General features: G+C 45.5%; 19 protein-coding genes and 1 other annotated feature (1 of these 20 only partly in view). All 19 genes read left to right on the forward strand.

The genetic code is table 11. The annotated features are described in order from the left end of the window. Positions 1-196: a binding site (T-box leader), on the forward strand; it begins 18 nt to the left of the window's first position. 83 nt (positions 197-279) lie between these two features. The 19 genes from ESE_RS0107530 to ESE_RS0107620 all read left to right on the forward strand — a co-directional run bounded on the left by ESE_RS0107530 (position 280) and on the right by ESE_RS0107620 (position 21843). Next, positions 280-2943, forward strand: coding sequence for a valine--tRNA ligase (locus ESE_RS0107530; RefSeq protein WP_010373504.1), 2664 nt, complete (start codon positions 280-282; stop codon positions 2941-2943). A 473-nt stretch (positions 2944-3416) separates the two neighbouring features. Further along, positions 3417-4169, forward strand: a complete 753-nt coding sequence (locus ESE_RS0107535; RefSeq protein ID WP_010373506.1) for a matrixin family metalloprotease — start codon at positions 3417-3419, stop codon at positions 4167-4169. Between the two features lie 125 nt (positions 4170-4294). After that, complete coding sequence (locus ESE_RS0107540) at positions 4295-5605, forward strand: bifunctional folylpolyglutamate synthase/dihydrofolate synthase (RefSeq protein ID WP_010373508.1); 1311 nt, start codon at positions 4295-4297, stop codon at positions 5603-5605. A gap of 141 nt (positions 5606-5746) precedes the next feature. After that, entirely contained in the window at positions 5747-7681 is a 1935-nt protein-coding gene (locus tag ESE_RS0107545; RefSeq protein WP_010373510.1) for a glycosyltransferase, read from the forward strand. A gap of 11 nt (positions 7682-7692) precedes the next feature. Next, positions 7693-8394: a glycosyl transferase gene (locus ESE_RS0107550; RefSeq protein WP_010373512.1), complete on the forward strand. Its 702-nt coding sequence runs from the start codon at positions 7693-7695 to the stop codon at positions 8392-8394. A gap of 87 nt (positions 8395-8481) precedes the next feature. Then, positions 8482-8805, forward strand: coding sequence for a hypothetical protein (locus ESE_RS0107555; protein WP_010373514.1), 324 nt, complete (start codon positions 8482-8484; stop codon positions 8803-8805). Between the two features lie 126 nt (positions 8806-8931). Beyond that, complete coding sequence (locus tag ESE_RS0107560) at positions 8932-10890, forward strand: ABC-F family ATP-binding cassette domain-containing protein (protein ID WP_010373516.1); 1959 nt, start codon at positions 8932-8934, stop codon at positions 10888-10890. 166 nt (positions 10891-11056) lie between these two features. Further along, positions 11057-11332, forward strand: coding sequence for a co-chaperone GroES (locus ESE_RS0107565; protein WP_010373518.1), 276 nt, complete (start codon positions 11057-11059; stop codon positions 11330-11332). Between the two features lie 50 nt (positions 11333-11382). Further along, complete coding sequence (groL, locus tag ESE_RS0107570; protein ID WP_010373520.1) at positions 11383-13002, forward strand: chaperonin GroEL; 1620 nt, start codon at positions 11383-11385, stop codon at positions 13000-13002. A 185-nt stretch (positions 13003-13187) separates the two neighbouring features. Then, the gene (locus ESE_RS0107575; protein WP_010373522.1) at positions 13188-15020 is read left to right on the forward strand and encodes an APC family permease; all 1833 of its coding nucleotides are present in this window, start codon (positions 13188-13190) and stop codon (positions 15018-15020) included. A 113-nt stretch (positions 15021-15133) separates the two neighbouring features. Continuing rightward, a complete protein-coding gene (locus ESE_RS0107580) occupies positions 15134-16117 on the forward strand; it encodes a DUF2785 domain-containing protein (RefSeq protein ID WP_010373523.1) in 984 nt (327 codons plus the stop codon). 68 nt (positions 16118-16185) lie between these two features. Next, the gene (locus tag ESE_RS0107585) at positions 16186-17334 is read left to right on the forward strand and encodes a D-alanine--D-alanine ligase family protein (protein WP_010373525.1); all 1149 of its coding nucleotides are present in this window, start codon (positions 16186-16188) and stop codon (positions 17332-17334) included. A 158-nt stretch (positions 17335-17492) separates the two neighbouring features. Next, the gene (locus ESE_RS0107590; protein ID WP_010373527.1) at positions 17493-18020 is read left to right on the forward strand and encodes a YqeG family HAD IIIA-type phosphatase; all 528 of its coding nucleotides are present in this window, start codon (positions 17493-17495) and stop codon (positions 18018-18020) included. Beyond that, on the forward strand, positions 18016-19155 hold the full coding sequence (yqeH, locus tag ESE_RS0107595; RefSeq protein ID WP_029237486.1) for a ribosome biogenesis GTPase YqeH: 1140 nt from the start codon (positions 18016-18018) through the stop codon (positions 19153-19155). The genes ESE_RS0107590 and yqeH overlap by 5 nt, the downstream gene beginning before the upstream one ends. A 1-nt stretch (position 19156) precedes the next feature. Then, entirely contained in the window at positions 19157-19471 is a 315-nt protein-coding gene (locus ESE_RS0107600) for a YhbY family RNA-binding protein (RefSeq protein WP_010373531.1), read from the forward strand. Between the two features lie 27 nt (positions 19472-19498). Beyond that, the gene (locus ESE_RS0107605) at positions 19499-20164 is read left to right on the forward strand and encodes a nicotinate-nucleotide adenylyltransferase (RefSeq protein WP_010373533.1); all 666 of its coding nucleotides are present in this window, start codon (positions 19499-19501) and stop codon (positions 20162-20164) included. Next, positions 20127-20726 (forward strand): bis(5'-nucleosyl)-tetraphosphatase (symmetrical) YqeK, encoded by a 600-nt coding sequence (yqeK, locus tag ESE_RS0107610; RefSeq protein WP_029237488.1) that lies wholly within the window; start codon positions 20127-20129, stop codon positions 20724-20726. The genes ESE_RS0107605 and yqeK overlap by 38 nt, the downstream gene beginning before the upstream one ends. Next, on the forward strand, positions 20726-21097 hold the full coding sequence (gene rsfS / locus ESE_RS0107615) for a ribosome silencing factor (RefSeq protein WP_010373537.1): 372 nt from the start codon (positions 20726-20728) through the stop codon (positions 21095-21097). The genes yqeK and rsfS overlap by 1 nt, the downstream gene beginning before the upstream one ends. Further along, positions 21097-21843 carry a class I SAM-dependent DNA methyltransferase gene (locus tag ESE_RS0107620; RefSeq protein WP_010373539.1) on the forward strand — a complete coding sequence of 249 codons (747 nt, stop codon included), beginning with the start codon at positions 21097-21099 and terminating at the stop codon, positions 21841-21843. The genes rsfS and ESE_RS0107620 overlap by 1 nt, the downstream gene beginning before the upstream one ends. Positions 21844-21846: the final 3 nt, after the last annotated feature.

A 21846-nucleotide genomic window follows, 5' to 3' on the forward strand; every position in this document is an offset into this window, starting at 1 on the left:
AAAGTAAGTTAAACGTCGATTGTCCAGCGAGTGCACAGGTGATGAGAAGTGCATCAATCAGTTTAAGTGAAAGTAGTTAGTGGGCCGCACCGGTGAACGTGAGTAGTCGATGCCGTGAGAAACGCGTTAAGTTCTAACGAGATAGCGGGAGTAGTCCCGTTAAATCAGGTGGTACCGCGATTAAGTCGCCCTGATCATACAAATTAGTATGGTTAGGGCGTTTTTTATTTGCGACCATCCGTTATATAAGATAGCTATTATTCATAAGGAGAATTTCACATGCGCGAAATTGATATGCCTGGAAAGTATGACGCTACTGCTGTTGAAGCTGGCCGTTATGACAAGTGGGTACAAGAGAACCGCTTTAAGCCATCAGGAAACGATAAGGCTCGTCCTTACTCAATCGTTATCCCACCACCAAACGTTACAGGTAAGTTGCACTTGGGACACGCTTGGGACACGACGTTGCAAGATATGATTATCCGTCAAAAGCGTATGCAAGGCTTTGACACATTGTGGTTGCCAGGAATGGACCACGCCGGTATCGCAACGCAAGCTAAGGTTGAACAACGTTTGGCTGAACAAGGTGTGTCACGTTACGACTTGGGTCGCGAAAAGTTCGTTGACCAAGTTTGGGACTGGAAGAACGAATATGCTGCAACCATCAAGTCACAATGGGGTAAGATGGGACTTTCTTTGGACTACTCACGTGAGCGTTTCACGTTGGACGAAGGATTGTCAGAAGCTGTTCGCAAGGTCTTTGTGACGTTGTACGAAAAGGGCTTGATCTACCGTGGTGAGTACATCATCAACTGGGATCCTAAGGCTCGTACGGCTTTGTCAGATATTGAAGTTATCCACCAAGATGATGAAGGTGCTTTCTACCATGTAAAGTACCCATTCGTTGAAGAAGGGGTAACTTACGATGGTAAGGACTACATTGAAATTGCTACGACACGTCCTGAAACGATGTTTGGTGACGTTGCCGTTGCCGTTCACCCATCAGATGAGCGTTACAAGGACTTGGTTGGTAAGATGGTGCGCGTACCACTTGTTGGTCGCGAGATTCCAATCATTGCCGATGAATACGTTGACCCAGAATTTGGTTCAGGAATGGTGAAGATTACACCAGCCCACGATCCTAACGACTTTGGTGTTGGTAACCGTCACGACTTGGAGCGCATCAACACGATGAATGAAGATGCGTCAATGAACGAGCGTGCCGGCAAGTATGTTGGTATGGATCGCTTTGACGCACGTAAGGCGATCGTTGCCGACTTGCAAGCTGAAGGCTGGATGCTTGAAATTGAGCCAATCGTGCACTCAGTTGGTCACTCAGAGCGTACTGGTGTACCAGTTGAGTCACGTTTGTCAACGCAATGGTTCGTTAAGATGCAACCATTGGCTGAGCAGGCTTTGGACATGCAAAAGTCAGACGACCGTGTTGACTTCTACCCACCACGTTTCGAAGATACCTTCACGCGTTGGATGGATAACATCCACGACTGGGTTATCTCACGTCAACTTTGGTGGGGACACCAAATCCCAGCTTGGTACCACAAGCAAACGGGTGAGATGTATGTTGGTATGGAAGCACCTGAGGATATCGAAAACTGGGAGCAAGACTCTGACGTTTTGGATACGTGGTTCTCATCAGCTTTGTGGCCATTCTCAACGATGGGTTGGCCTGATGAAGATGCCGCAGACTTCAAGCGTTACTTCCCAACCAACACGTTGGTTACGGGATACGACATCATCTTCTTCTGGGTTGCTCGTATGATGTTCCAATCAAAGGAATTCACGGGTCGTCGTCCATTTAAGAACGTTTTGATTCACGGTTTGATTCGTGACGAACAAGGACGCAAGATGTCAAAGTCATTGGGTAACGGAATTGACCCAATGGATGTCATCGAGAAGTACGGTGCCGATGCATTGCGCTGGTTCTTGGCAACTGGTTCAACGCCAGGTTTGGACGTTCGTTTCTCATACACGAAGATGGACTCAGCTTGGAACTTCATCAACAAGATTTGGAACGCTTCACGTTACGTTATCCTGAACTTGGATGACGAAACGAAGGCTGAGTTGCCTGCTGACTTGTCAGTTTTGACGTTGGCCGACAAGTGGATTTTGTCACGTTTGAACGAGACAATTGCTTCAGTAACGAAGAACTTTGACAAGTTCGAGTTCGGTGAGGCTGGTCGTTCATTGTACAACTTCATCTGGAACGACTTCGCTGACTGGTACATCGAAATGACCAAGGAAACGTTGAACGGAAACGATGAAGCTGCCAAGAAGAATGTGCAAGCTGTTTTGGCTTACGTGTTGGACAACACATTGCGTTTGCTACACCCAATAATGCCATTCGTAACGGAAGCTATCTGGCTAGAGATGCCACATGATGGTGAATCAATCGTGGTTGCTGCTTACCCAGAAGAGAAGGCTGAGTTGGATAACCCAACGGCTGAAGCTGACTTCCAAAGCTTGACTGACTTGATCAAGGCTGTTCGTACGATTCGTACGGAAGCAAATGCGCCAATGTCAACTGAAATCGACGTTTTGATCAAGACGTCAGATGAAAACTTGGCACGCATTTTTGATGAAAACTCAGACTACATCAACCGCTTCGTAAAGCCAAAGTCACTTGAAATTTCTGCTGATGTGTCTGCACCAAAGTTGGCGATGACGCAAATTATTTCTGGTGCCGAAGTTTATGTGCCTTTGGAAGAGTTGATTGACTTGGATGAAGAAATTGCCCGTTTGCAAGGTGATGTTAAAAAGTTTGCTGGTGAAGTAAAGCGTGCAGAAGGTAAGTTGGGTAACGAAAAGTTCGTGAACAACGCACCTGAAGCTGTGGTTGCGGAAGAACGTGAGAAGCTAGCTGACTGGCAAGCAAAGTTGGCAGCAACTGAGTCTCGTTTGGCCGAATTGCAGGCTGCGAAGTAAAAACAGAGCATAGAGTGTTGGTTTTCTTGCGGAGCAAGAAAATCGGTTATCCGGAATTAAGACGAAAATTTCTCGGTGCGCCACAGGCGTGCTGAAAATTTTTGACTTAATGCAGTGGTGACCGAAAACACGCCAGGCGTTTAAACAGAGCATAGAGAAACGTTTTTTGCCTGAAGTTGCACCAGCCACCCTGAAATGAGATTGTTACTTCTAAAGGCTTGCAGGTCGTCGGTTTTTAGAGTATTATCTTATATATTGTTAATAACGAATTTAAGCTGTTCGTCGTTACAATGTTAGTAAATTACACTTGTAAAAGCGCTGTTCACATTTGTGGATGGCGCTTTTGCTATTCCTGTGCACTTTTGAAACAGTCAAAGCGTAAATTGTCCGTGCAAACGGCACTGATAACCGATATACTTACATTATGTCGGTTTAATAAACCGCGAAAGCGTAAGTAAGAGAGAGTGAGAACTATGTGGCGACGTAGCGAACGAATTGGCCGATGGGTGCTGGCCAGCCTAACAATATTGCTCGCCGTGGGCACGATGACTGACGTATCAGCTGCCGGGGCACCAGCTGGTCGTTTTAGCGTTTCTGGGAATGCTAAAATGCCCGATAAGGTCAAACAAGCCGTTTTTGAGGCAACTCAAGAATGGCAAACAGTTTTAAATGATGATGATTTGTTTGATGCTGCGGAACCAACTCGTACGAATGTGACAGTAGTCTGGGATACAGCACACGATGCCCGAGTCGCAAAAGACGATGCGGTGGCGGTGACGAAAAAGACGGGAAACTTGACGAAACCAGCCTATGAAATTGTCTTGTATAAACGAGATATCAATCGAGCGTTTAAGCAGGACGGCTTTGCCACACAGGAACAGCAACTTCGGACGATTATTGTGCATGAGTTAGGCCATACAATGGGGCTGACACATAGTACGAATAAGCATGACGTGATGTATCCAATGGCACTTGGGCCAACGCAACATATTACGGCTGATGATGTCCGTCAGCTACCGTTTGCAGTACGAAATGGTGTGCAACAAGATTTGGCACGACAAGATCGCGCGTGGTTTGCGCCACGACGTTGGTTGACGATGTTAACAGAAACAGTTGTGAAAACGTTCAAACGGCCCCATAGTTTAGAAATTGCGGCGTTGAGTTTTGGCGGTGCACTAGTCGTAACCGTGGTAGGGACAATGGTTTATAATCGGCGGGGACGCTGATGACAATTAGTAAAATCAATATGACGAGGTATCTGAGTTCAGGTGCCTCGTTTTTTACACCAAAAAATCGCTCTGGGAGATTGGGTGTGTTAGGATTGAAAAGATGAAAAAGGAGGTCCGTTCAGATGATTACAATTGAAACGGCAGCTGACGCCATTGCCTATATTCACGGACGTCACAAGTGGAAGAAAATACCTAGTTTTGCCAGAATTGAAGCACTTCTCGATCGATTAGATCATCCAGAACGGGCTTCTAAGTTTATTCATATTACTGGCACGAATGGCAAAGGATCGACTAGTAAGATGATTGCCCAATTGTTGCGGCAAACGGGTTTAACGGTGGGGATGTTTACATCACCCTTTATTATGACGTTCAATGAACGCGTCCAAGGAAATGACGGTAACATTCCGGATGCGGACTTATTGGCGATTATGCAGCGCATTGCGCCAATTACGGAAGCGTTGGACCAAGAATTGCCTGACGGTGGTCCAACTGAGTTTGAAACGTTAACAGCCATGATGTTTGTGTACTTTGCAGAACATCCAGTTGATGTGGTGGTCTTGGAGGTTGGTGTTGGGGGAACCTGGGATACGACTGAGGTAATTCCTGATAAAGTGCTATCGGTAATTACAACCGTTGGGTTGGATCACATGCAGGTGCTAGGCAATTCATTAGCTGAAATCGCCACACAAAAGGCGGGCATTATTCAACGTCAGCGTCCGGTAGTAACAGGACGATTACCAGAAGAAGCCCGTCAAGTCGTAACGACGGTCGCCAAGGCTGCAGGTGCCCCGATTTTTGAGCTTGGTCATGAATTTGAAGTCGCCATGGTGCCTGGTGATACTGAATGGGGTGAACGTTTTAATTTGTCAGGTACCGTAACACAGCGAGATGTGTTCGTAGATTTGATGGGTGATTACCAAATAGAAAACGCCGCTGTGGCCATCCAAGCAGCTACGTTAGCCGCGCAGTTGCTTGGTCGTGAATTGACACCTGAGATGGTTGAGACGGCCTTGGCAATCGTTACTTGGCCGGTTCGATTTGAACGCGTATCAAACACACCATTAACCGTACTAGATGGTGCACATAATCAGCACGGTGTAGATGCATTAGCTGCAACATTGGCGCGACGTTTTAAGCAACGGACTGTCCATATCTTGTTTGGGGCGTTAGCGGATAAAGCTTATCCGGAAATGCTTCATACGTTGGCTGACTTGCCTAATGTGGACCTCCACGTCGTTGGTTTTCAAAACCCAGGCAGTCGGACGGTTCTAGATCCGACTGAGGCGGCCGCTCAAGTGACTGGACACACGGTTACTGTCCATCAGGACTGGCAAACGGCCTATCAGACAGTTAAAGCGCTCGCGAAGCAAAATGATATGATTTTGTTCACAGGGTCATTATATTTCGTGTCAGAAGTTCGCGCTAATCTATAAAAATGCACACACGCCTGCACTAATCTGCGGGCGTTTTTTGGTATACTTAAATCAAGACAGTGGCGATTGGAAATAGCGGTGGTTTCGCATCACAAGTTTGATTGGCTACTTTATTAAAATGGATAAGAAGAGGGAAGTGCGATGAATTTTTTCGTCAATGAGGGACTTGCAGCACAGGGCTCGGGGATTGAACACGCCCAAGTGCAACGCGGGAAGTTATTCCGTAAGAATGGTCAGTCATTTAAAATCGTGACCCGGGTTTACAACGCCAATGGTCATCGAGATTTGCTGGCATGGCAACTAAACGATGCTGAAGTAATTAATATGTATGATTACTATGCAGGGACAGAATATGTGCCCGATCGCATCGTGACGGCTGAAGATGTTGAATGGGGTGGTCGCCCAGTTGCAGTAGTGGAGCCAATGGCTGATAAGCCTGAGACGTTTATGGCGTTTGAAGATATTGAACGAACACGTTTTTTGGGGCGTATTCACGTTGACTTGGAACACGAGAATCGGGTAACGATGGTGGAAGTGTTTGAACACTTTGGTAATTTGTTCCGGGTTGATACGTATGATTCACGTGGCTTTATTAGTCGCCAACAATATATCGATCCAGATGGTACACCTAATACGAATGTGTTTGTGGACCGTCAAGGCCGACCAGTGATTGAAGAGTTTCTACGTCGCAAGGGTCCGCGTATGTCTGAAACGATGCTGATGAACCGGCAACATATTGATGCACAAAATCAATTGGCCGATAACGCACGCATGTCAGGACAACCGTTTGAAGCTAAGCCCTTTGAGGCACCACAATTTGTTAACTTTATTGCGGGTTACCGGTTGATCAAGCGAAACGGGATGACGTACATTTTTGATTCCTTTGATGAGTTGACGGCCGAATTTGTGAACGATTTGAATAATGACTTCTACTCAGCTGAACAGCCAAATGTCTTTATTATGGATCGAACAACGGCGGCAGATGAAGGTTTGTTGCATATGGATCGACCAGCGTACATTGGCTTCCATTTGCATAATTTGCACGCTTCGGACACTCGTGATGTTATGACGACTGATGAAAATAACAATTATGAGTTTGATTTCATGCACATGAATGACTATCAAGCAATTATTTCAGCGATGCCACGTCAAACGGCTGACGTGGTGGCACGTTACGCACCAAAGGCAACACCGTTTACAATTCCGGTGGGGGTTGTCCCAGCTGAAATTCGTGAGGCAAACCGTGTGCCGATGGCTGATCGTGAACCAAATTCAGTGTTGATGATTGTGCGTCGAGCGCCAGATAAGCGTCCTGCTGCAGTAGCAGAAGCTTTGATGATTGCGAACCAAAAGCAACCGGGGCTAAATGCACACTTGGATGTTTATGGTTACTTTGACAACACTGGCAACAATAAGACCAACAAGGACTTGATTAACTTGTTCGATAAGTATGGACTACCAAAGCCAACGATGTTGAATGAGAAGGGCGAAGAGACGACTGATATTAATGAAGTCCGCCGTTTGGATTCACCAGTTGTGACGTTGCATGACTACGTTACGGATCGTGATGAGCTGTATGCTATTCACCGTTCACACCAAGTGTATGGTCTAGCGTCAATGATGGAAGGGTTCAACATTTCGATGATGGAAGCCATGTCAAATGGGCTACCGGGTGTATCGACGAATGTGAACTACGGTCCAAATGACTTGATTATTGATGGCGAGAATGGTTATTTGACGGCCTGGGCACCAGAAGGTCAAGAAGATGAATTTGTGTCTGAAATGGCTGACCGCTTCCTTGAATTATTCAACGATCCACAAAAGTTACAAGCCTTTTCAGATGCGGCTTATGACCACAGTGACCGTTATTACGAGGAAAATGTGTGGCAAGCTTGGCAAGGTTTGTTAGATGATGCAAACAAGCGCTGGCCAGCGATGGCAGCGCAGGCTCCTGCACTATCAAACGTTGGGGTTGGTGAAGGCGGTACAACGATGACGGCGTACACCCTCGGTCAACGAGCGGATGAAGTGACGATTAATGGTGTTGCAGGTGTCACTTACTTTGCAGCGAATTAAGGAGATCAGCGATGAACTTATATATAGATAATTCAGATTTACCAACGCTTGATGTCAACGTGGCTGCACGGGTAAAAGAGGACCGTGCGGCGGGCAATGATGCGAAAATTGTTGTGCGTGGGTATTACCCAGATCAACATATGCACTTGGCTAATCACGGTTTAACGGATCAAGATTTGTTGAATATGTATGATGTGTTTCAAAAGGCAACTGATGTGGATCCTAAAATGGTCCACTATCGACACAATCCGCAAATTGATAAGACACGCTATCACTTGGACGGTATTGATTGGGGGATGGCCCAGGCTCGTCGGTTTGGGACGACTTACGGTCGCAATGTGATTGATGTGGAATTATTTGCCGGCAACCCAGGTGGTCGTTCATCAATGTTGCATTACATTGACCGATTGGACCATGTTGCTGTAACGGATATTTGGGACTGGCGTGGGTTTAAGTCAGCAACTCGTTATTACCAAACGAATGGGAATATCTCAAACATTATTTTCTATACCCCAACTGGTGATGTTGCTGCACGAGCCTCATTCATGTGGCAACACATTGAAGGCAAGCCGAATAATGAATGGCCACTTGTTCAAACATCATTGGAAGTTATGGACTACGATGGGCAGCATCTCTGGTTTGAGAGTGAAATGCATGCCTGGGAGTACTTTATTCAGCACGAAAAGCAAAAGCAAGGTGTCGTTTTCCAGTAATCTGCTCTTTTTAGCGTAATATAGTATACACTTTCAATGGGACTAACATGGGTAAGTTAGTCGAACAGAGAAAGGGGTTAGAATATCATGAAGCGCTTAATAGTGGTTGCGTTGATTGTATTCGGTTTGAGTTTGGTAGGTGGCACGGCGTTTGGTGATGAAACGACGGTTAGTCGGGTGACGACAAGTCAGGCGACTACCAATGGCGCAAACGCCACCAGTGCGCAACTTGACGGTGGCGCGGTGGTCCAATATCAAACGCATGATGAAGTGCAGGCAATGAAGGCTGGTAACCAGACCAATCAAACGGTGGCGGGTTACACATGGCTCGGTCTGGTGGTGGTTGCTGTCACGACGATTGGTGGCTTAGTCTGGCAATCGTTTCGACGGGAAATCAAACGGGCAGGCTAAAATAGCAAGTATAATTCCGGGGTAGTCTTTTGACTATCGCGGAATTTTTTGCGTTTTCTGTTACACTAGATAGAGAGATTTAGGCAATGCCCTGGACGCGGGGTGTTGAGACGGAGATATATAATCATGATTATTTTACAAGCAAGTAATGTTGCCCGCCGCTTTAGCGGAGTGACGTTCTTTGAAAACATATCAATGCAGATTCAAGATAAAGGTCGGGTTGGTTTGGTCGGACGTAATGGTGCCGGTAAATCAACGCTTTTGAAGATGCTAATTGGCGAAACGCAACCTGATGAGGGGACTGTTTCGATGAAAAAGGGCATTAAGCTCGCTTATTTGGCACAAAATTCAGGTTTAGATTCGGATCTATCGGTTTACAATGAGATGTTAACGGCGTTCGACCGAGTGATTTCGTTGGAAAAGAAGATGCGTGAGATGGAAGCCAAAATCGCATCGGCAACGGATTATGAAAGTGATGACTACACGAGTTTATTGTCGGCGTATGATCAAGCGCAACACGATTTCAATGAAATGAATGGTTACGGTTATGAAGCAACTATTCGATCGGTATTGCATGGATTTGGCTTTGACGAATCATTCTATGATCAAAAGATTTCATCACTATCTGGTGGTCAGCGCACGCGTTTGGCGATTGCGAAGCAGTTGCTGGAGACGCCTGATTTGCTAATCTTGGACGAGCCAACGAACCACTTGGATATGCAAACGCTGTCTTGGTTGGAGCAATATCTGCAAAACTACCAAGGGGCCTTGTTGATTGTTTCCCACGACCGTTACTTCTTGGATCGGGTCGTGAACGAAATTTATGACATGCACTCGGGTGTGTTGGATCACTACACGGGTAACTACTCACGCTTTATGGAGCTAAAGGCTGCTAAGGTGCTGCAAGAACAGAAGGCGTTTGACAAGCAACAAGAAGAGATTGCCAAGTTGGAAGACTTTGTGAACCGTAACATTGTGCGTGCGTCAACGACGAAGCGGGCCCAGTCACGGCGTAAGCAGTTGGAACGCATGGAACGCTTAGAAGCCCCTAAGAATGAAACGGGTGTCGCTCATATCCAATTTTCAACTGACGAAGAGTCTGGTAATGAAGTAATGCGTGTCAATGAAGTGAAGCTAGGCTACGACTTGACGAATATTTTGGCTGAGCACGTCAATATTGATGTGGACAAGCAACACGCAGTGGCCTTGGTCGGACCGAATGGAATTGGTAAGTCAACGTTGATTAAGACGATCTTGGGGAAGTTACCCTTGATTGCGGGCACAATCAAAATGGGTGCGAATGTTGAAGTTGGTTATTATGACCAAGAGCAACAAACTTTGGATCCAAAGAAGTCGGTCTTAAATACGATTTGGGATGAACACCCAACGATGCCAGAACGCGATGTGCGCTCAATTTTGGGTTCATTTATGTTCTCGGGTGAATCGGTGGATAAGATTGTGTCGGCGCTTTCGGGTGGTGAACGCGCGCGTTTGCTGCTAACGAAGTTGTCATTGCAACACGCAAACTTTTTGATTCTTGACGAACCTACCAACCACTTGGATATTGATTCACGTGAAGTGCTTGAGACAGCGTTAAATGAGTTTAACGGCACGATTTTCTTTGTTTCGCACGACCGTTACTTCATTAACGCCGTGGCGACCGAGGTGGTTGAGTTATCACCAAACGGCACGCGTTTCTTTGATGGTGATTACGATTACTACTTGGAGAAGACGGCTGGCGAACAAGCAGCGTCACACCGGGCCAAGGCCAGCTTTGAAACGACGGAAGAGTTCAAAGAAGCGTCAGCCACGCCGATTGAGAACTTGAGTCGTGAAGAACGCAAGGAGCGTCAGAAAGAACAACGTAAGCTTGAACGGGCAGTGTCAGCAGCTGAAGAAGAGATGGAAACGTTGAATACCAAGCGAGATGCACTGAACGCAGAGTTGAATGATCCAGCCAACGGTGCTGACTTGGGTAAGTTAACGGACTTGTCCAAGGAAATCGCTGCGTTGGATGCACAATTAGCCACAGTCGAGGAACAATGGACTGAAGCAAGTATGGCACTGGAAGAATTTAATAATTAAGACAAAAGTCTCGGCGGGAATCGTCGAGACTTTTTGTCTTATCCGGGTAAATAATTGCACAAAATTTGTTGCAAAAATATCTCAGTGTGCTATTATTATTTATGTTGATTAGCACTTAACAAAAGAGAGTGCTAAAAATTATAATTGCCTATGGAGGTCATATAACATGTTGAAGCCTTTGGGAGATCGTGTTGTTTTGCAAGTTGAAGAAGCACCTGAGCAATCAGTTGGTGGCATTTTACTTGCGTCAAACGCTCAAGAAAAGTCAGTTACCGGAACGGTTGTTGCTGTTTCAACGCAATCAGTTGGTGACTTGACGGCCCCAGCTGCAGTGAAGGAAGGTGACCAGGTCATCTTTGATAAGTATGCTGGCTCAGAAGTAACGGTTGACGGTGTCGACTACTTGGTCGTACACGAAAAGGATATCGTTGCGGTTCTTTAATTTACAAAACACAATTAATCAAAATTATTAAAATAGAGGGTGAATAAATCATGGCTAAGGACATTAAGTTTGCTGAAGATGCACGTGCCAAGATGCAAGCGGGAGTTGACAAGCTTGCAAATACGGTTAAGACGACGATTGGTCCTAAGGGACGTAATGTTGTGATTGAACAAAGCTACGGCGCACCAACTATTACGAATGATGGTGTGACAATTGCTAAGTCAATCGAGTTGGAAGACCACTTTGAAGACATGGGGGCAAAGTTGGTTGCTGAAGTTGCCTCAAAGACCAACGATATCGCTGGTGATGGTACGACGACAGCCACTGTTTTGACACAAGCTATCATTAATGAAGGTTTGAAGAATGTGACAGCCGGTGCTAACCCAGTTGGTGTGCGTCGTGGAATTGAATTGGCAACGGATGCGGCTGTTAAGTCATTGCATGACATGTCAAAGACGGTGTCAACGAAGGAAGAAATTGCGCAAATCGCGTCAATTTCAGCTGCTAACCCAGAGGTGGGTGAGTTGATTGCTGAGGCGATGGAGAAGGTTGGTAACGACGGCGTTATCACCATCGAAGAGTCAAAGGGTATCGAAACAACGTTGGATGTTGTTGAAGGTATGCAATTTGACCGTGGTTACATGTCACAATACATGGTCACGGATACGGACAAGATGGAAGCATCTTTGGACAACCCATACATTTTGATTACGGATAAGAAGATTGCGAACATTCAAGAAATCTTGCCAATGTTGCAAAGTGTTGTCGAGCAAGGTCGCGCTTTGTTGATCATCGCTGATGATATTACGGGTGAAGCTTTGCCAACGTTGGTCTTGAACAAGATGCGTGGTACGTTTAACGTGGTTGCTGTGAAGGCACCTGGCTTCGGTGACCGTCGTAAGGCCCAATTGGAAGATATTGCTATCTTGACGGGTGGTACCGTGATTACTGAAGACCTTGGTTTGAACTTGAAGGACGTCACGATTGCCCAACTTGGTCAAGCCGCTAAGGTAACGGTATCAAAGGATAACACGACGATTGTTGAAGGTGCTGGTAACAAGGATGCCATCGCTGAGCGTGTTAACCTGATTAAGGGTCAAATTGCTGAGACAACCTCTGATTTTGATCGTGAGAAGTTGCAAGAGCGTTTGGCTAAGTTGGCCGGTGGTGTTGCTGTCATCAACGTCGGTGCTGCAACTGAAACTGAGTTGAAGGAGCGCAAGTACCGAATTGAAGACGCCTTGAATGCCACACGCGCCGCTGTTGAAGAAGGATTCGTTGCCGGTGGTGGAACTGCTTTGGTTAACGCAATCCCTGCGGTTGCTGCCTTGTCTGAGGATGGGGATGTGCAAACGGGTATCAACATTGTGCGTCGTGCCTTGGAAGAGCCAGTTCGTCAAATCGCTGAAAATGCTGGTTTGGAAGGATCAGTGATTGTGAACCAATTGAAGGCCGAAAAGCCTGGTATTGGTTACAACGCTGCGACTGATGAATGGGTTGATATGGTTGCTGCTGGTATCGTGGATCCAACGAAGGTGACGCGTTCAGCTTTGCAAAATGCTGCCTCAGTGTCAGCTTTGTTGTTGACGACTGAAGCTGTTGTTGCGGAGCAACCTAAGGAAGACGCAGCACCTGCAATGCCTGCTCAAGGAATGCCGGGCATGATGTAATTTAATACAAACTAATGAACCACCGTCATGCTTTTGGCGGTGGTTCTTTGTTTGTGAAAAATTATCTAAATATCAATGATAGACAACGGGTGTAAATAGCACTAAAATAAGTCGTTGTAGAAATTTTAAATCGTCTTACAAATTGGCGTAACAGCTAAATCTAATTTAATAGGAGCGAATTAATCATGTGGCGCTTTTTAAAGCGGTTGTTGATTGGAAAGCCATTGAAGACCCTGGAAGAAGGCTCGCAACATTTGAGTCGAACCAAGGCATTGGCATTGTTGTCTTCTGATGCGTTGTCATCAGTTGCCTATGGTACGGAGCAAATTACGACGGCGTTGATCGCTGCGAGCGCTGCGGCCCTTTGGATGCAAATTCCGATCGCAATTCTGGTTTTGGTGCTGTTGGCAGCGATTACGTTGTCATATCGCCAAATCATTCATGCGTACCCATCGGGTGGTGGTGCGTATGTCGTAACGTCAACTAACTGGGGACGTAACGCAGGACTTGTCGCGGGTGGTTCATTGTTGGTTGACTACATGCTGACCGTGGCCGTATCTGTTGCGGCAGGTACAGAAGCCATTACCTCAGCAATTCCAGCCTTACATCCCTATGCAGTTGGGATTGGTGTCGTGATTATCTTGATTTTGATGGGAATCAACTTGCGTGGTGTCCGGGAGTCAGCTGGCTTCTTGATGGTGCCGGTTTACTTCTTTATCTTGATGATTACGGGGATGGTGCTATATGGTTTGTATAACATCGCCACTGGCCAGGTAGCGTTCCATGCTGCTTCGGCTATCGGTACGACGGGATCGAATATCGGCATCATCTTGTTCTTGAAGGCGTTCTCAAGTGGATCATCTTCATTGACTGGTGTTGAAGCGATTTCAAATGCCGTACCAAACTTTAAAGAACCAAAGCCTCGTAATGCAGCGGCAACGTTGTCAATTATGGCCTTGATTTTGGCCTTCTTCTTTGCCGGCATTACATTCTTGTCATACTGGTATGGTATTCGTCCAAATGACCACGTGACTGTTTTGGCCCAAATTGGTCAGGCAACCTTTGGTCACGGCGTGCTGTTCTATTTGTTGCAAATCGCCACGGCTTTGATTTTGGCAGTTGCTGCCAACACCGGATTCTCAGCCTTTCCACAGTTAGCCTTTAATTTGGCGAAGGACAAGTTCATGCCACACATCTACATGGACAAGGGTGATCGCCTGGGTTACTCAAACGGTATTATGTCATTGGCCATTGGGGCCATCGTCTTGCTGTTAATCTTTAACGGTTCGACGGAAGCACTGATTCCATTGTATGCTGTGGGTGTGTTCATTCCATTTACGTTGTCACAATCAGGAATGATTATTCACTGGTTCCGTGAACGTGAAGGTATTTGGCTTGGTAAAGCGTCAATCAATTTCGTTGGTGCGGCCATTTCATTTGCCTTGGTGGTTATCTTATTCTGGATGCACTTCAAGTCAGTTTGGCCTTACTTGATTATCATGCCAGTGCTCATTAAGATGTTCTGGACTGTAAACAAGCACTACCGCGCTGTCGCAAAGCAATTGCGTGTTTTGTCTAAGGAACCGGTCAAGCGTCATCATTACGATGGTGCGACTGTGATTGTGTTGGTCTCAAACTTGACGAAGGCAACGGCTGATGCGATTGACTATGCCCAATCAATGGGTGATCGCGTTTTGGCAATGCACGTTTCGTTTGATTCGAACCCTGAAAAGGAACATCGTTTGGGGGTGGAATTCAAGCGTGAATTCCCGGATGTCCGCTACGTGGATATTCACTCGTCTTATCGATCAATTACAGAGCCATCATTACGTTTCGTGGATGAAATTGCGAAGGGTGCTAAGGAACGCAATCATTCCTTGACTATCTTGATTCCGCAATTCGTACCACGTCACGGTTGGCAAAATGCTTTGCACAACCAAAATAGTTTGCGTTTGCGCACGGCGTTGGCCTCACGTGACGTCACGGTATCGACGTACTACTTCCACCTAAAGGAATAGTTGTTAAAAACGAATATTTTCATCTGCTATCATCAAGAGGTTGTGTTAACCTATTGATGATAGCTTTTATTTTGAAAGCAAAAAAACTTAGAGAAAATAAAGGGATAGAGATAATGGATTATACCGTTGATGAAGTCCGACAAGAATTACAAGCCATCCGTGAACGGGTGCACCATGGCGAATTATTTGATTCAATGGGAGCTGAGATTGGTCGCTTGATTGATCAGTTTGATTATGATGCCCCAACAACCGTTGCGCAATTAGATGCGGCCACTGCTAGTACATTGCAAGAAAAGCTTTCTGATTGGCAGACAGCATTGATTGCTGGTGAACCAGTGGTGGTCACGGATCAAGACGTATTGGATATGATGACAGGGTTGCGTCAGACTGATCCTGAACTACGTGATCGCGGTGTGTTTTTCTTTGTCAGTGATGGCTTACAGAATCATATTTTCAGTGATAACCAAGTTGTCATGATGACACGCTACCTTTTACAGGATTCAGTCTTGTTTTCGCACATTACGGAAACGAATAATGATGGTATTTTCTTCCGATCATTCGCTGTATTTATTCTGTCGATGTTGAACTATGCTAATCGGACGAATGACTTTGATTTGTTTACAGATGATTTGCATGAAATGATGATTGATAACTTAGCGACTTATATCGCGTTAGAGCATGACACGCGTGGCTTTGTTGAGGGGAAAGGCTGGGCCCACACATTCTTGCACGTTGGCAATATGTTAGATGATTTATCAAACGATGATGCTGTGACCCGTGCAGACAAAATTTTCTTATTGACGGTGCTGATTGAACGTATCAAGCGTTTGGAGACGCCACTGGTGATGGGTGAAAACCGTCGAATTGATAGTTATATCGTGACGCTGGTGAACATGAATCCACTGTATCGCGATTATTTCTTAAAGCAATTAAAGCAATGGCGTCAAGAAATGACCCGTCAGATGCAACCTGAAGTTGAGGCTGATTGGCATCGTATGTACAACCAGCAGCGGTTACTTCAAGGGCTACTGTTACGCGAAAAGTTGCCTAAAGAAATTTATAATTATCTTAACGAAGCGCGAAACTTTCTAGCGTAACTTATCAAGAATTCAGGAACGTGTTATACTGAGGGTTCCAAATAAATCAGTTTGACAGGGAGATAGACATGTCAGAAAAGCTAAACATTGCGATGTTCTTTGGTGGTAATTCATCAGAACACGACGTTTCAAAGCGTTCAGCACGTAACATTTACGATGCCATGGACAAGGAAAAGTACAACGTAACGGTTTTCTTGATTTCTAAGGACGGAATCATGATCAATGCCGCTGATTCAAAGCGCGTATTTGATGGTGAAGACGAAGATACGATTGTGGCGGAAGCAAAGTCAAAGATGGACTTGAAGAACCCATTGGCACCAATTGCAGTTTTGGGTGAGATGTCAGAAATTGACTTGTTCTACCCAGTCGTGCACGGTAACTTGGGTGAAGATGGTACGTTGCAAGCGTTGTTCCGTTTGTTGCAAAAGCCATACATTGGGCCTGGTACTGCCGCTTCAGCAATGTCATTTGACAAGGATTTGACGAAGCGTATCTTGAACCAAGCCGGCATTCGTAACACGAAGTATGTATTGTTGACGGATCAAAACTTCCAAGACTACACGTACGAGGGCCTTGTTAAGGAACTTGGTACGGAAGTGCTATTCGTTAAGGCCGCTAAGCAAGGATCATCAGTTGGTATTTCACGCGTCACGAACGCTGCAGAATTCGAAGCTGGTGTTAAGGACGCTTTGCAATACGACTACAAGGTTTTGGTTGAAGCTGCGTTGACTAAGCCACGCGAAGTCTTCATTTCAATCTTGGGTAATGAGCAACCACGTGCATCTCGTTTGGGTGGTATTGTTTTGCCTGAACAAGACGTTTGGTACGATTACAACAACAAGTTCGTTGATGCCTCAGGTATGGTCTTTGAATTACCAGTTGAGTTAGGGGATGACCTTGAAAAGGAAATCACTGACATGGCATTAAATGCTTACAAGGCATTGGGACTTGTTGGGTTGACTCGTATGGACTTCATGATTGATGCTGATGGTACACCATACTTGGGTGAACCAAACACGTTGCCTGGCTTCACGAATATTTCACTATACCCACAAATGTGGGAAGTTTCAGGTATCAGCTATACGAACTTGATTGATGAAATTATCAACTACGGTTTGGCTGAATTCGAACGCAATGCCAAGTTGTCATACGACTTCGTGTCATTGGGTGAAGAGCACGTTGGTGAAAAGAAGTACAACGCCGAGCGCGCTAAGTAATATGGATTTAAAAACAATCAGTAACAGTGTTGTTGCTGGTTGTTTTTTATTTGGTGGCGGGTGGCAACACGCGATGCTTAACTAGCTATCTCTACTTTATAAACGCCGTTATTTAGCGTATAATTTATAGTAAGACAATTTGTAGAAAAGGACTTAAAATGACTGAATCATTTACACCAACTTGGATGATTGATGCAATCTACCGTTTGACGCCTGAACAATTAAAGGCTCAAGGAATCAAGGCAGTGCTGACTGACTTGGACAACACGTTGATTGCTTGGAATAACCCAGACGGCACAACGGAATTGCACGACTGGCTTGAACAAATGAACGAGGCAGGAATCCCTGTAATGATCGTTTCAAATAATTCAGCACCCCGTATCGCACGCGTTGCTGAACCTTTGAAGTTGCCATTTGTCTCACGTGCTTTGAAGCCACTGACCCGTGGCCTAAACGAGGCCACAACAACGCTTGGCTTGGCGAAGCAAGAAGTTGTCATGGTCGGCGATCAATTATTAACTGACGTCTGGTCATCTAATAATTATGGCGTTCGGAGCATTTTGGTTAAGCCACTAATTGAGACTGACCAGTGGAATACAAAGATTAATCGTTTTTTCGAAAAGGGTGTTAAGAAGCGCATGTTGAATGCCCACCCAGAACTACAATGGAGGACTACTCTTGATTAGTGAAACAGAAGTACAAGGTTACTTGGACGATGGTTTGCGCTGCATTGGTTGTGGCGCTTTGATTCAAACTGAGCGTAAGGGTGAATTGGGTTATGCCCCAATGTCAGCCTTGCTTAAGGGCTTTGAAAATGAAGAAGTATTGTGCCAACGTTGCTTCCGTTTGCGTCACTATAACGAAATTCAACCCGTTGATTTGACGGATGATGATTTCCGTTTGTTGTTGAACGAAATTTCAACGACTGACTCTTTGGTCGTTTACGTGATGGACGTCTTTGACTTCTCAGGGTCATTGATTCCAGGCTTGCACCGCTTTGTTGGTAAGAACCCGGTTTTGTTGGTTGGAAACAAGGTTGATGTTTTGCCAAAGTCTTTGAAGCGTTCAAAGATTAAGGACTGGATGCGTCAACAAGCTAACGTAGCTGGATTGCGACCAATTGACGTGATGTTGACTTCAGGTAAGAGCGGTGATGATGTCCCTGAATTGTTGGATATGATTGAAAAGTATCGTGAAGGCCGTTCAGTTTACGTCGTTGGTGTGACGAACGTTGGTAAGTCAACGTTGATCAACCAAATCATTAAGGATGCAACTGGTGATTCAAAGGATGTCATCACAACGTCACGTTTCCCAGGAACGACGTTGGATCGTATTGAAATTCCACTTGATGATGACACGTTCATTATTGATACACCAGGAATCATTCACCAAGATCAAATGGCACACTATTTGACGCCAAAGGATTTGAAGTACGTCTCACCACAAAAGGAATTGAAGCCGAAGACGTATCAATTGAACCCAGAACAAACGTTGTTCATGGGGGCCTTGGCTCGTTTTGATTTCATTCAAGGTGAGAAGGCCGGCATTACGGCTTACTTTGAAAATAATTTGATGATTCACCGGACGAAGCTGGAAAAGGCGGATGAGTTCTACAGCAAGCATGCTGGTGAACTATTGATGCCACCAACAACGGAAAACTTAGACATGTTGCCACCATTGCAACGTCACGAGTTTAAGGTGACTGAGAAGACGGATATCGTGATTGATGGATTGGGCTGGATTACAGTTCCCGCCAACACGGTAGTAGCAGGCTGGGCACCCGAGGGTGTTTCAGTATTAACACGAAGGGCAATGATTTAATATGATTTCACTACGCGGTAAGCAAAAGCGTTACCTACGTGCCTCAGCGCACGACATGCGACCACTCTTTAGTATTGGTAAGCAAGGATTGACACAAAACTGGTTGGACCAACTTTCAGATGCAATCAACAAGCGCGAGTTGTTCAAGGTTAATATCTTGGCAAATTCAGATGTTGAAGTTGATGATTTGAAGGCATTTATCGAAGAGAACACGGATATTCAAGTTGTTCAAACGATTGGGCACACACTAGTATTGTTCGGAGAGTCAGCTGACAAAGAAAACCGTCGCTACTCTGTCGCCGTTCAAAAAATTTAACATCACTCTCGGAACGGGGGTTCGGGCATGATTAATACAATCGAGAAGACAATGACGCAGGCACAAGCTGAGCGTAGTTTTGTCGGTGAGACAAAGAAAATTGGTATTTTAGGTGGCACGTTCAATCCACCACACTTGGGACATCTGGTGATTGGCGAACAAGTCGCTGAACAGCTTGGCTTAGATAAGGTTTACTTTATGCCAAATGCTAAGCCACCACATGTTGATCCCAAAGGGGCAATCGATCCCTTGCATCGTGCCAAAATGGTGCAAGCGGCCATTGCAGGGAACAGTCATTTTGGCTTGGAACTGCTGGAAGTGCAGCGAGGTGGTAAGAGTTATACGTACAACACCATGTTGCAATTGAAAGTTGAGCACCCTAATTATGAATACTATTTCATTATCGGCGGTGATGAAGTCGCCTATCTGAAAACATGGTATCGCATTGATGACTTGTTGAAGTTAGTGAATTTTGTCGGGGTTAATCGACCAGGACAACCACGAGAATCGGATTATCCCGTGAAATGGGTTGAGGTGCCAAACCTTGAAATCAGTTCAACGGATATTCGAAAGCGAATTGCGACCAAGCAGTCGGTTCGCTACTTGCTACCAGATATGGTAGCAGCCTACATTGTAGAAAACGGGTTATACATGGATGACAAACGAGATGATTTATCGGGGCCGGTACTATAACGGGTCACGAGCAAGTTTAGTCGCAGCCGCACAAGCTGCTATGTCTGATTATCGTTTCCAACACGTCCTACGTGTGGAGGAAATGGCAGTTCGGCTAGCAGACAAGTGGGACGTTGATGCAGAGTTGGCTTCTGTGGCAGCTTTGACGCACGATTACGCCAAGGAACGCTCAGATGCTGACTTCTTGGCAAAGATTGCGGAAAAGCAATTGGATCCGGATTTGGTTAATTGGGGGAATAACGTTTGGCACGGTATCGTTGGCGCAGAAATGGTCAAGGATGAGCTGGGCATTCAAAACGAAGATATCCTAACGGCAATTCGTCAGCACACAACAGGTGCACCTTATATGACGACGCTGAGCCAAATCATTTATATGGCAGATTATATTGAAGCAGGGCGTGATTTTCCAGGGGTCGAAGAAGTTCGATCTTTGGCGTTTGATGACCTTGCAGCTAGTGTGGGATGGCAGACAGGCCACACGCTAGCGTACCTCATTGAAAAGCGCGTGCCGGTTTATCCGGGAACGCTTTTGACTTACAACGCATGGAGTGTAGAGAAGTAATGGAAAACAAAGTAAACGAAATGTTGGAAGTAGCTGTTAAGGCCGCTGATCAAAAGCGCGCTGAAAACTTGATGGCTTTGGACATTCACGAAATTAGCTTGGTGGCAGATGCCTACCTTATTTTGGATGCCCCAACGCAACGCCAAGTTTTGGCGATTGTTGATGAAATCGAAGACAAGATGGCTGAAGCAGGATTCGAGTTGCAACGCCACGAAGGTCGTCGTGAAGGTGAGTGGGTTTTGATGGACTTTGGTGACTTGTTTGTCCACGTCTTCAAGGATGAAATGCGCCAATTCTACAATTTGGAAAAGTTGTGGGGCGCTGCACCTGAAATTGATATTGACCAATGGATTGTTAAGGAAGAGTTCTAATGAATTATCAAACTTTTGCGAAGTTGTATGATGACCTGTTCGATGAGGATGCTTATGCTGATTGGTTCCAATACGCCACGAAGTTCATTAAGAACAAAGATGGTAAGTTATTGGAGTTAGCGGGTGGTGCTGGTCGATTGGCCATTCAATTAAAGAAGGCTGGATACGAAGACGTTACGGTCTTTGATTTATCAACTGAAATGTTGGCTTTGGCAGCACAACATGCGCAAGAAGCAGACATGATGTTGCCACTAATTGAAGGCGATATGCGTGAATGGTCAGATTACGAGCAAAAGTTTGCTACCATTACGTCGTTTGCAGATTCATTCAATTATTTGGCGTCTGAAGAAGAAACGTTGCAAGCCTTTAAACAAGTTGCAGCCCACTTGGAAGCTAATGGTCAATTTTTGTTTGACGTGATTTCACCTTGGCAGACAGACGTGTACTATCCGGGGTATATGTACAATTGGCATGATGATGAAACCGCCTTTATGTGGTCATCATATGGTGTTGAAGAGCAAGCCCACACGGTAGAACATGAGTTAACATTCTTTGTTTACAATGAAGAAATTGATGGCTTCCAACAAATTCAAGAAGTGCACACAGAGCGCACGTACGAGTTAGAAACATATAAGCGCTTGTTAACTGAAGCTGGTTTTACCAACATTGAGGTATTAGCAGACTTTGGTCGCGAAACAGTAACGGCGGAATCGCCACGTTGGTTCTTTAACGCAACGAAAGCTTAAAAA

The sequence above is a fragment of the Weissella cibaria KACC 11862 genome (assembly GCF_000193635.1).
GTDB classification, from domain to species: Bacteria; Bacillota; Bacilli; order Lactobacillales; family Lactobacillaceae; genus Weissella; species Weissella cibaria.

What these genes read in the sequence shown, in the direction of transcription:
- ESE_RS0107530 (WP_010373504.1), top strand. Translation starts at nt 280, where the DNA reads ATGCGCGAAATTGATATGCCTGGAAAGTATGACGCTACTGCTGTTGAA.
- ESE_RS0107535 (WP_010373506.1), top strand. Translation starts at nt 3,417, where the DNA reads ATGTGGCGACGTAGCGAACGAATTGGCCGATGGGTGCTGGCCAGCCTA.
- ESE_RS0107540 (WP_010373508.1), top strand. Translation starts at nt 4,295, where the DNA reads ATGATTACAATTGAAACGGCAGCTGACGCCATTGCCTATATTCACGGA.
- ESE_RS0107545 (WP_010373510.1), top strand. Translation starts at nt 5,747, where the DNA reads ATGAATTTTTTCGTCAATGAGGGACTTGCAGCACAGGGCTCGGGGATT.
- ESE_RS0107550 (WP_010373512.1), top strand. Translation starts at nt 7,693, where the DNA reads ATGAACTTATATATAGATAATTCAGATTTACCAACGCTTGATGTCAAC.
- ESE_RS0107555 (WP_010373514.1), top strand. Translation starts at nt 8,482, where the DNA reads ATGAAGCGCTTAATAGTGGTTGCGTTGATTGTATTCGGTTTGAGTTTG.
- ESE_RS0107560 (WP_010373516.1), top strand. Translation starts at nt 8,932, where the DNA reads ATGATTATTTTACAAGCAAGTAATGTTGCCCGCCGCTTTAGCGGAGTG.
- ESE_RS0107565 (WP_010373518.1), top strand. Translation starts at nt 11,057, where the DNA reads ATGTTGAAGCCTTTGGGAGATCGTGTTGTTTTGCAAGTTGAAGAAGCA.
- groL (WP_010373520.1), top strand. Translation starts at nt 11,383, where the DNA reads ATGGCTAAGGACATTAAGTTTGCTGAAGATGCACGTGCCAAGATGCAA.
- ESE_RS0107575 (WP_010373522.1), top strand. Translation starts at nt 13,188, where the DNA reads ATGTGGCGCTTTTTAAAGCGGTTGTTGATTGGAAAGCCATTGAAGACC.
- ESE_RS0107580 (WP_010373523.1), top strand. Translation starts at nt 15,134, where the DNA reads ATGGATTATACCGTTGATGAAGTCCGACAAGAATTACAAGCCATCCGT.
- ESE_RS0107585 (WP_010373525.1), top strand. Translation starts at nt 16,186, where the DNA reads ATGTCAGAAAAGCTAAACATTGCGATGTTCTTTGGTGGTAATTCATCA.
- ESE_RS0107590 (WP_010373527.1), top strand. Translation starts at nt 17,493, where the DNA reads ATGACTGAATCATTTACACCAACTTGGATGATTGATGCAATCTACCGT.
- ESE_RS0107600 (WP_010373531.1), top strand. Translation starts at nt 19,157, where the DNA reads ATGATTTCACTACGCGGTAAGCAAAAGCGTTACCTACGTGCCTCAGCG.
- ESE_RS0107605 (WP_010373533.1), top strand. Translation starts at nt 19,499, where the DNA reads ATGATTAATACAATCGAGAAGACAATGACGCAGGCACAAGCTGAGCGT.
- yqeK (WP_029237488.1), top strand. Translation starts at nt 20,127, where the DNA reads ATGACAAACGAGATGATTTATCGGGGCCGGTACTATAACGGGTCACGA.
- rsfS (WP_010373537.1), top strand. Translation starts at nt 20,726, where the DNA reads ATGGAAAACAAAGTAAACGAAATGTTGGAAGTAGCTGTTAAGGCCGCT.
- ESE_RS0107620 (WP_010373539.1), top strand. Translation starts at nt 21,097, where the DNA reads ATGAATTATCAAACTTTTGCGAAGTTGTATGATGACCTGTTCGATGAG.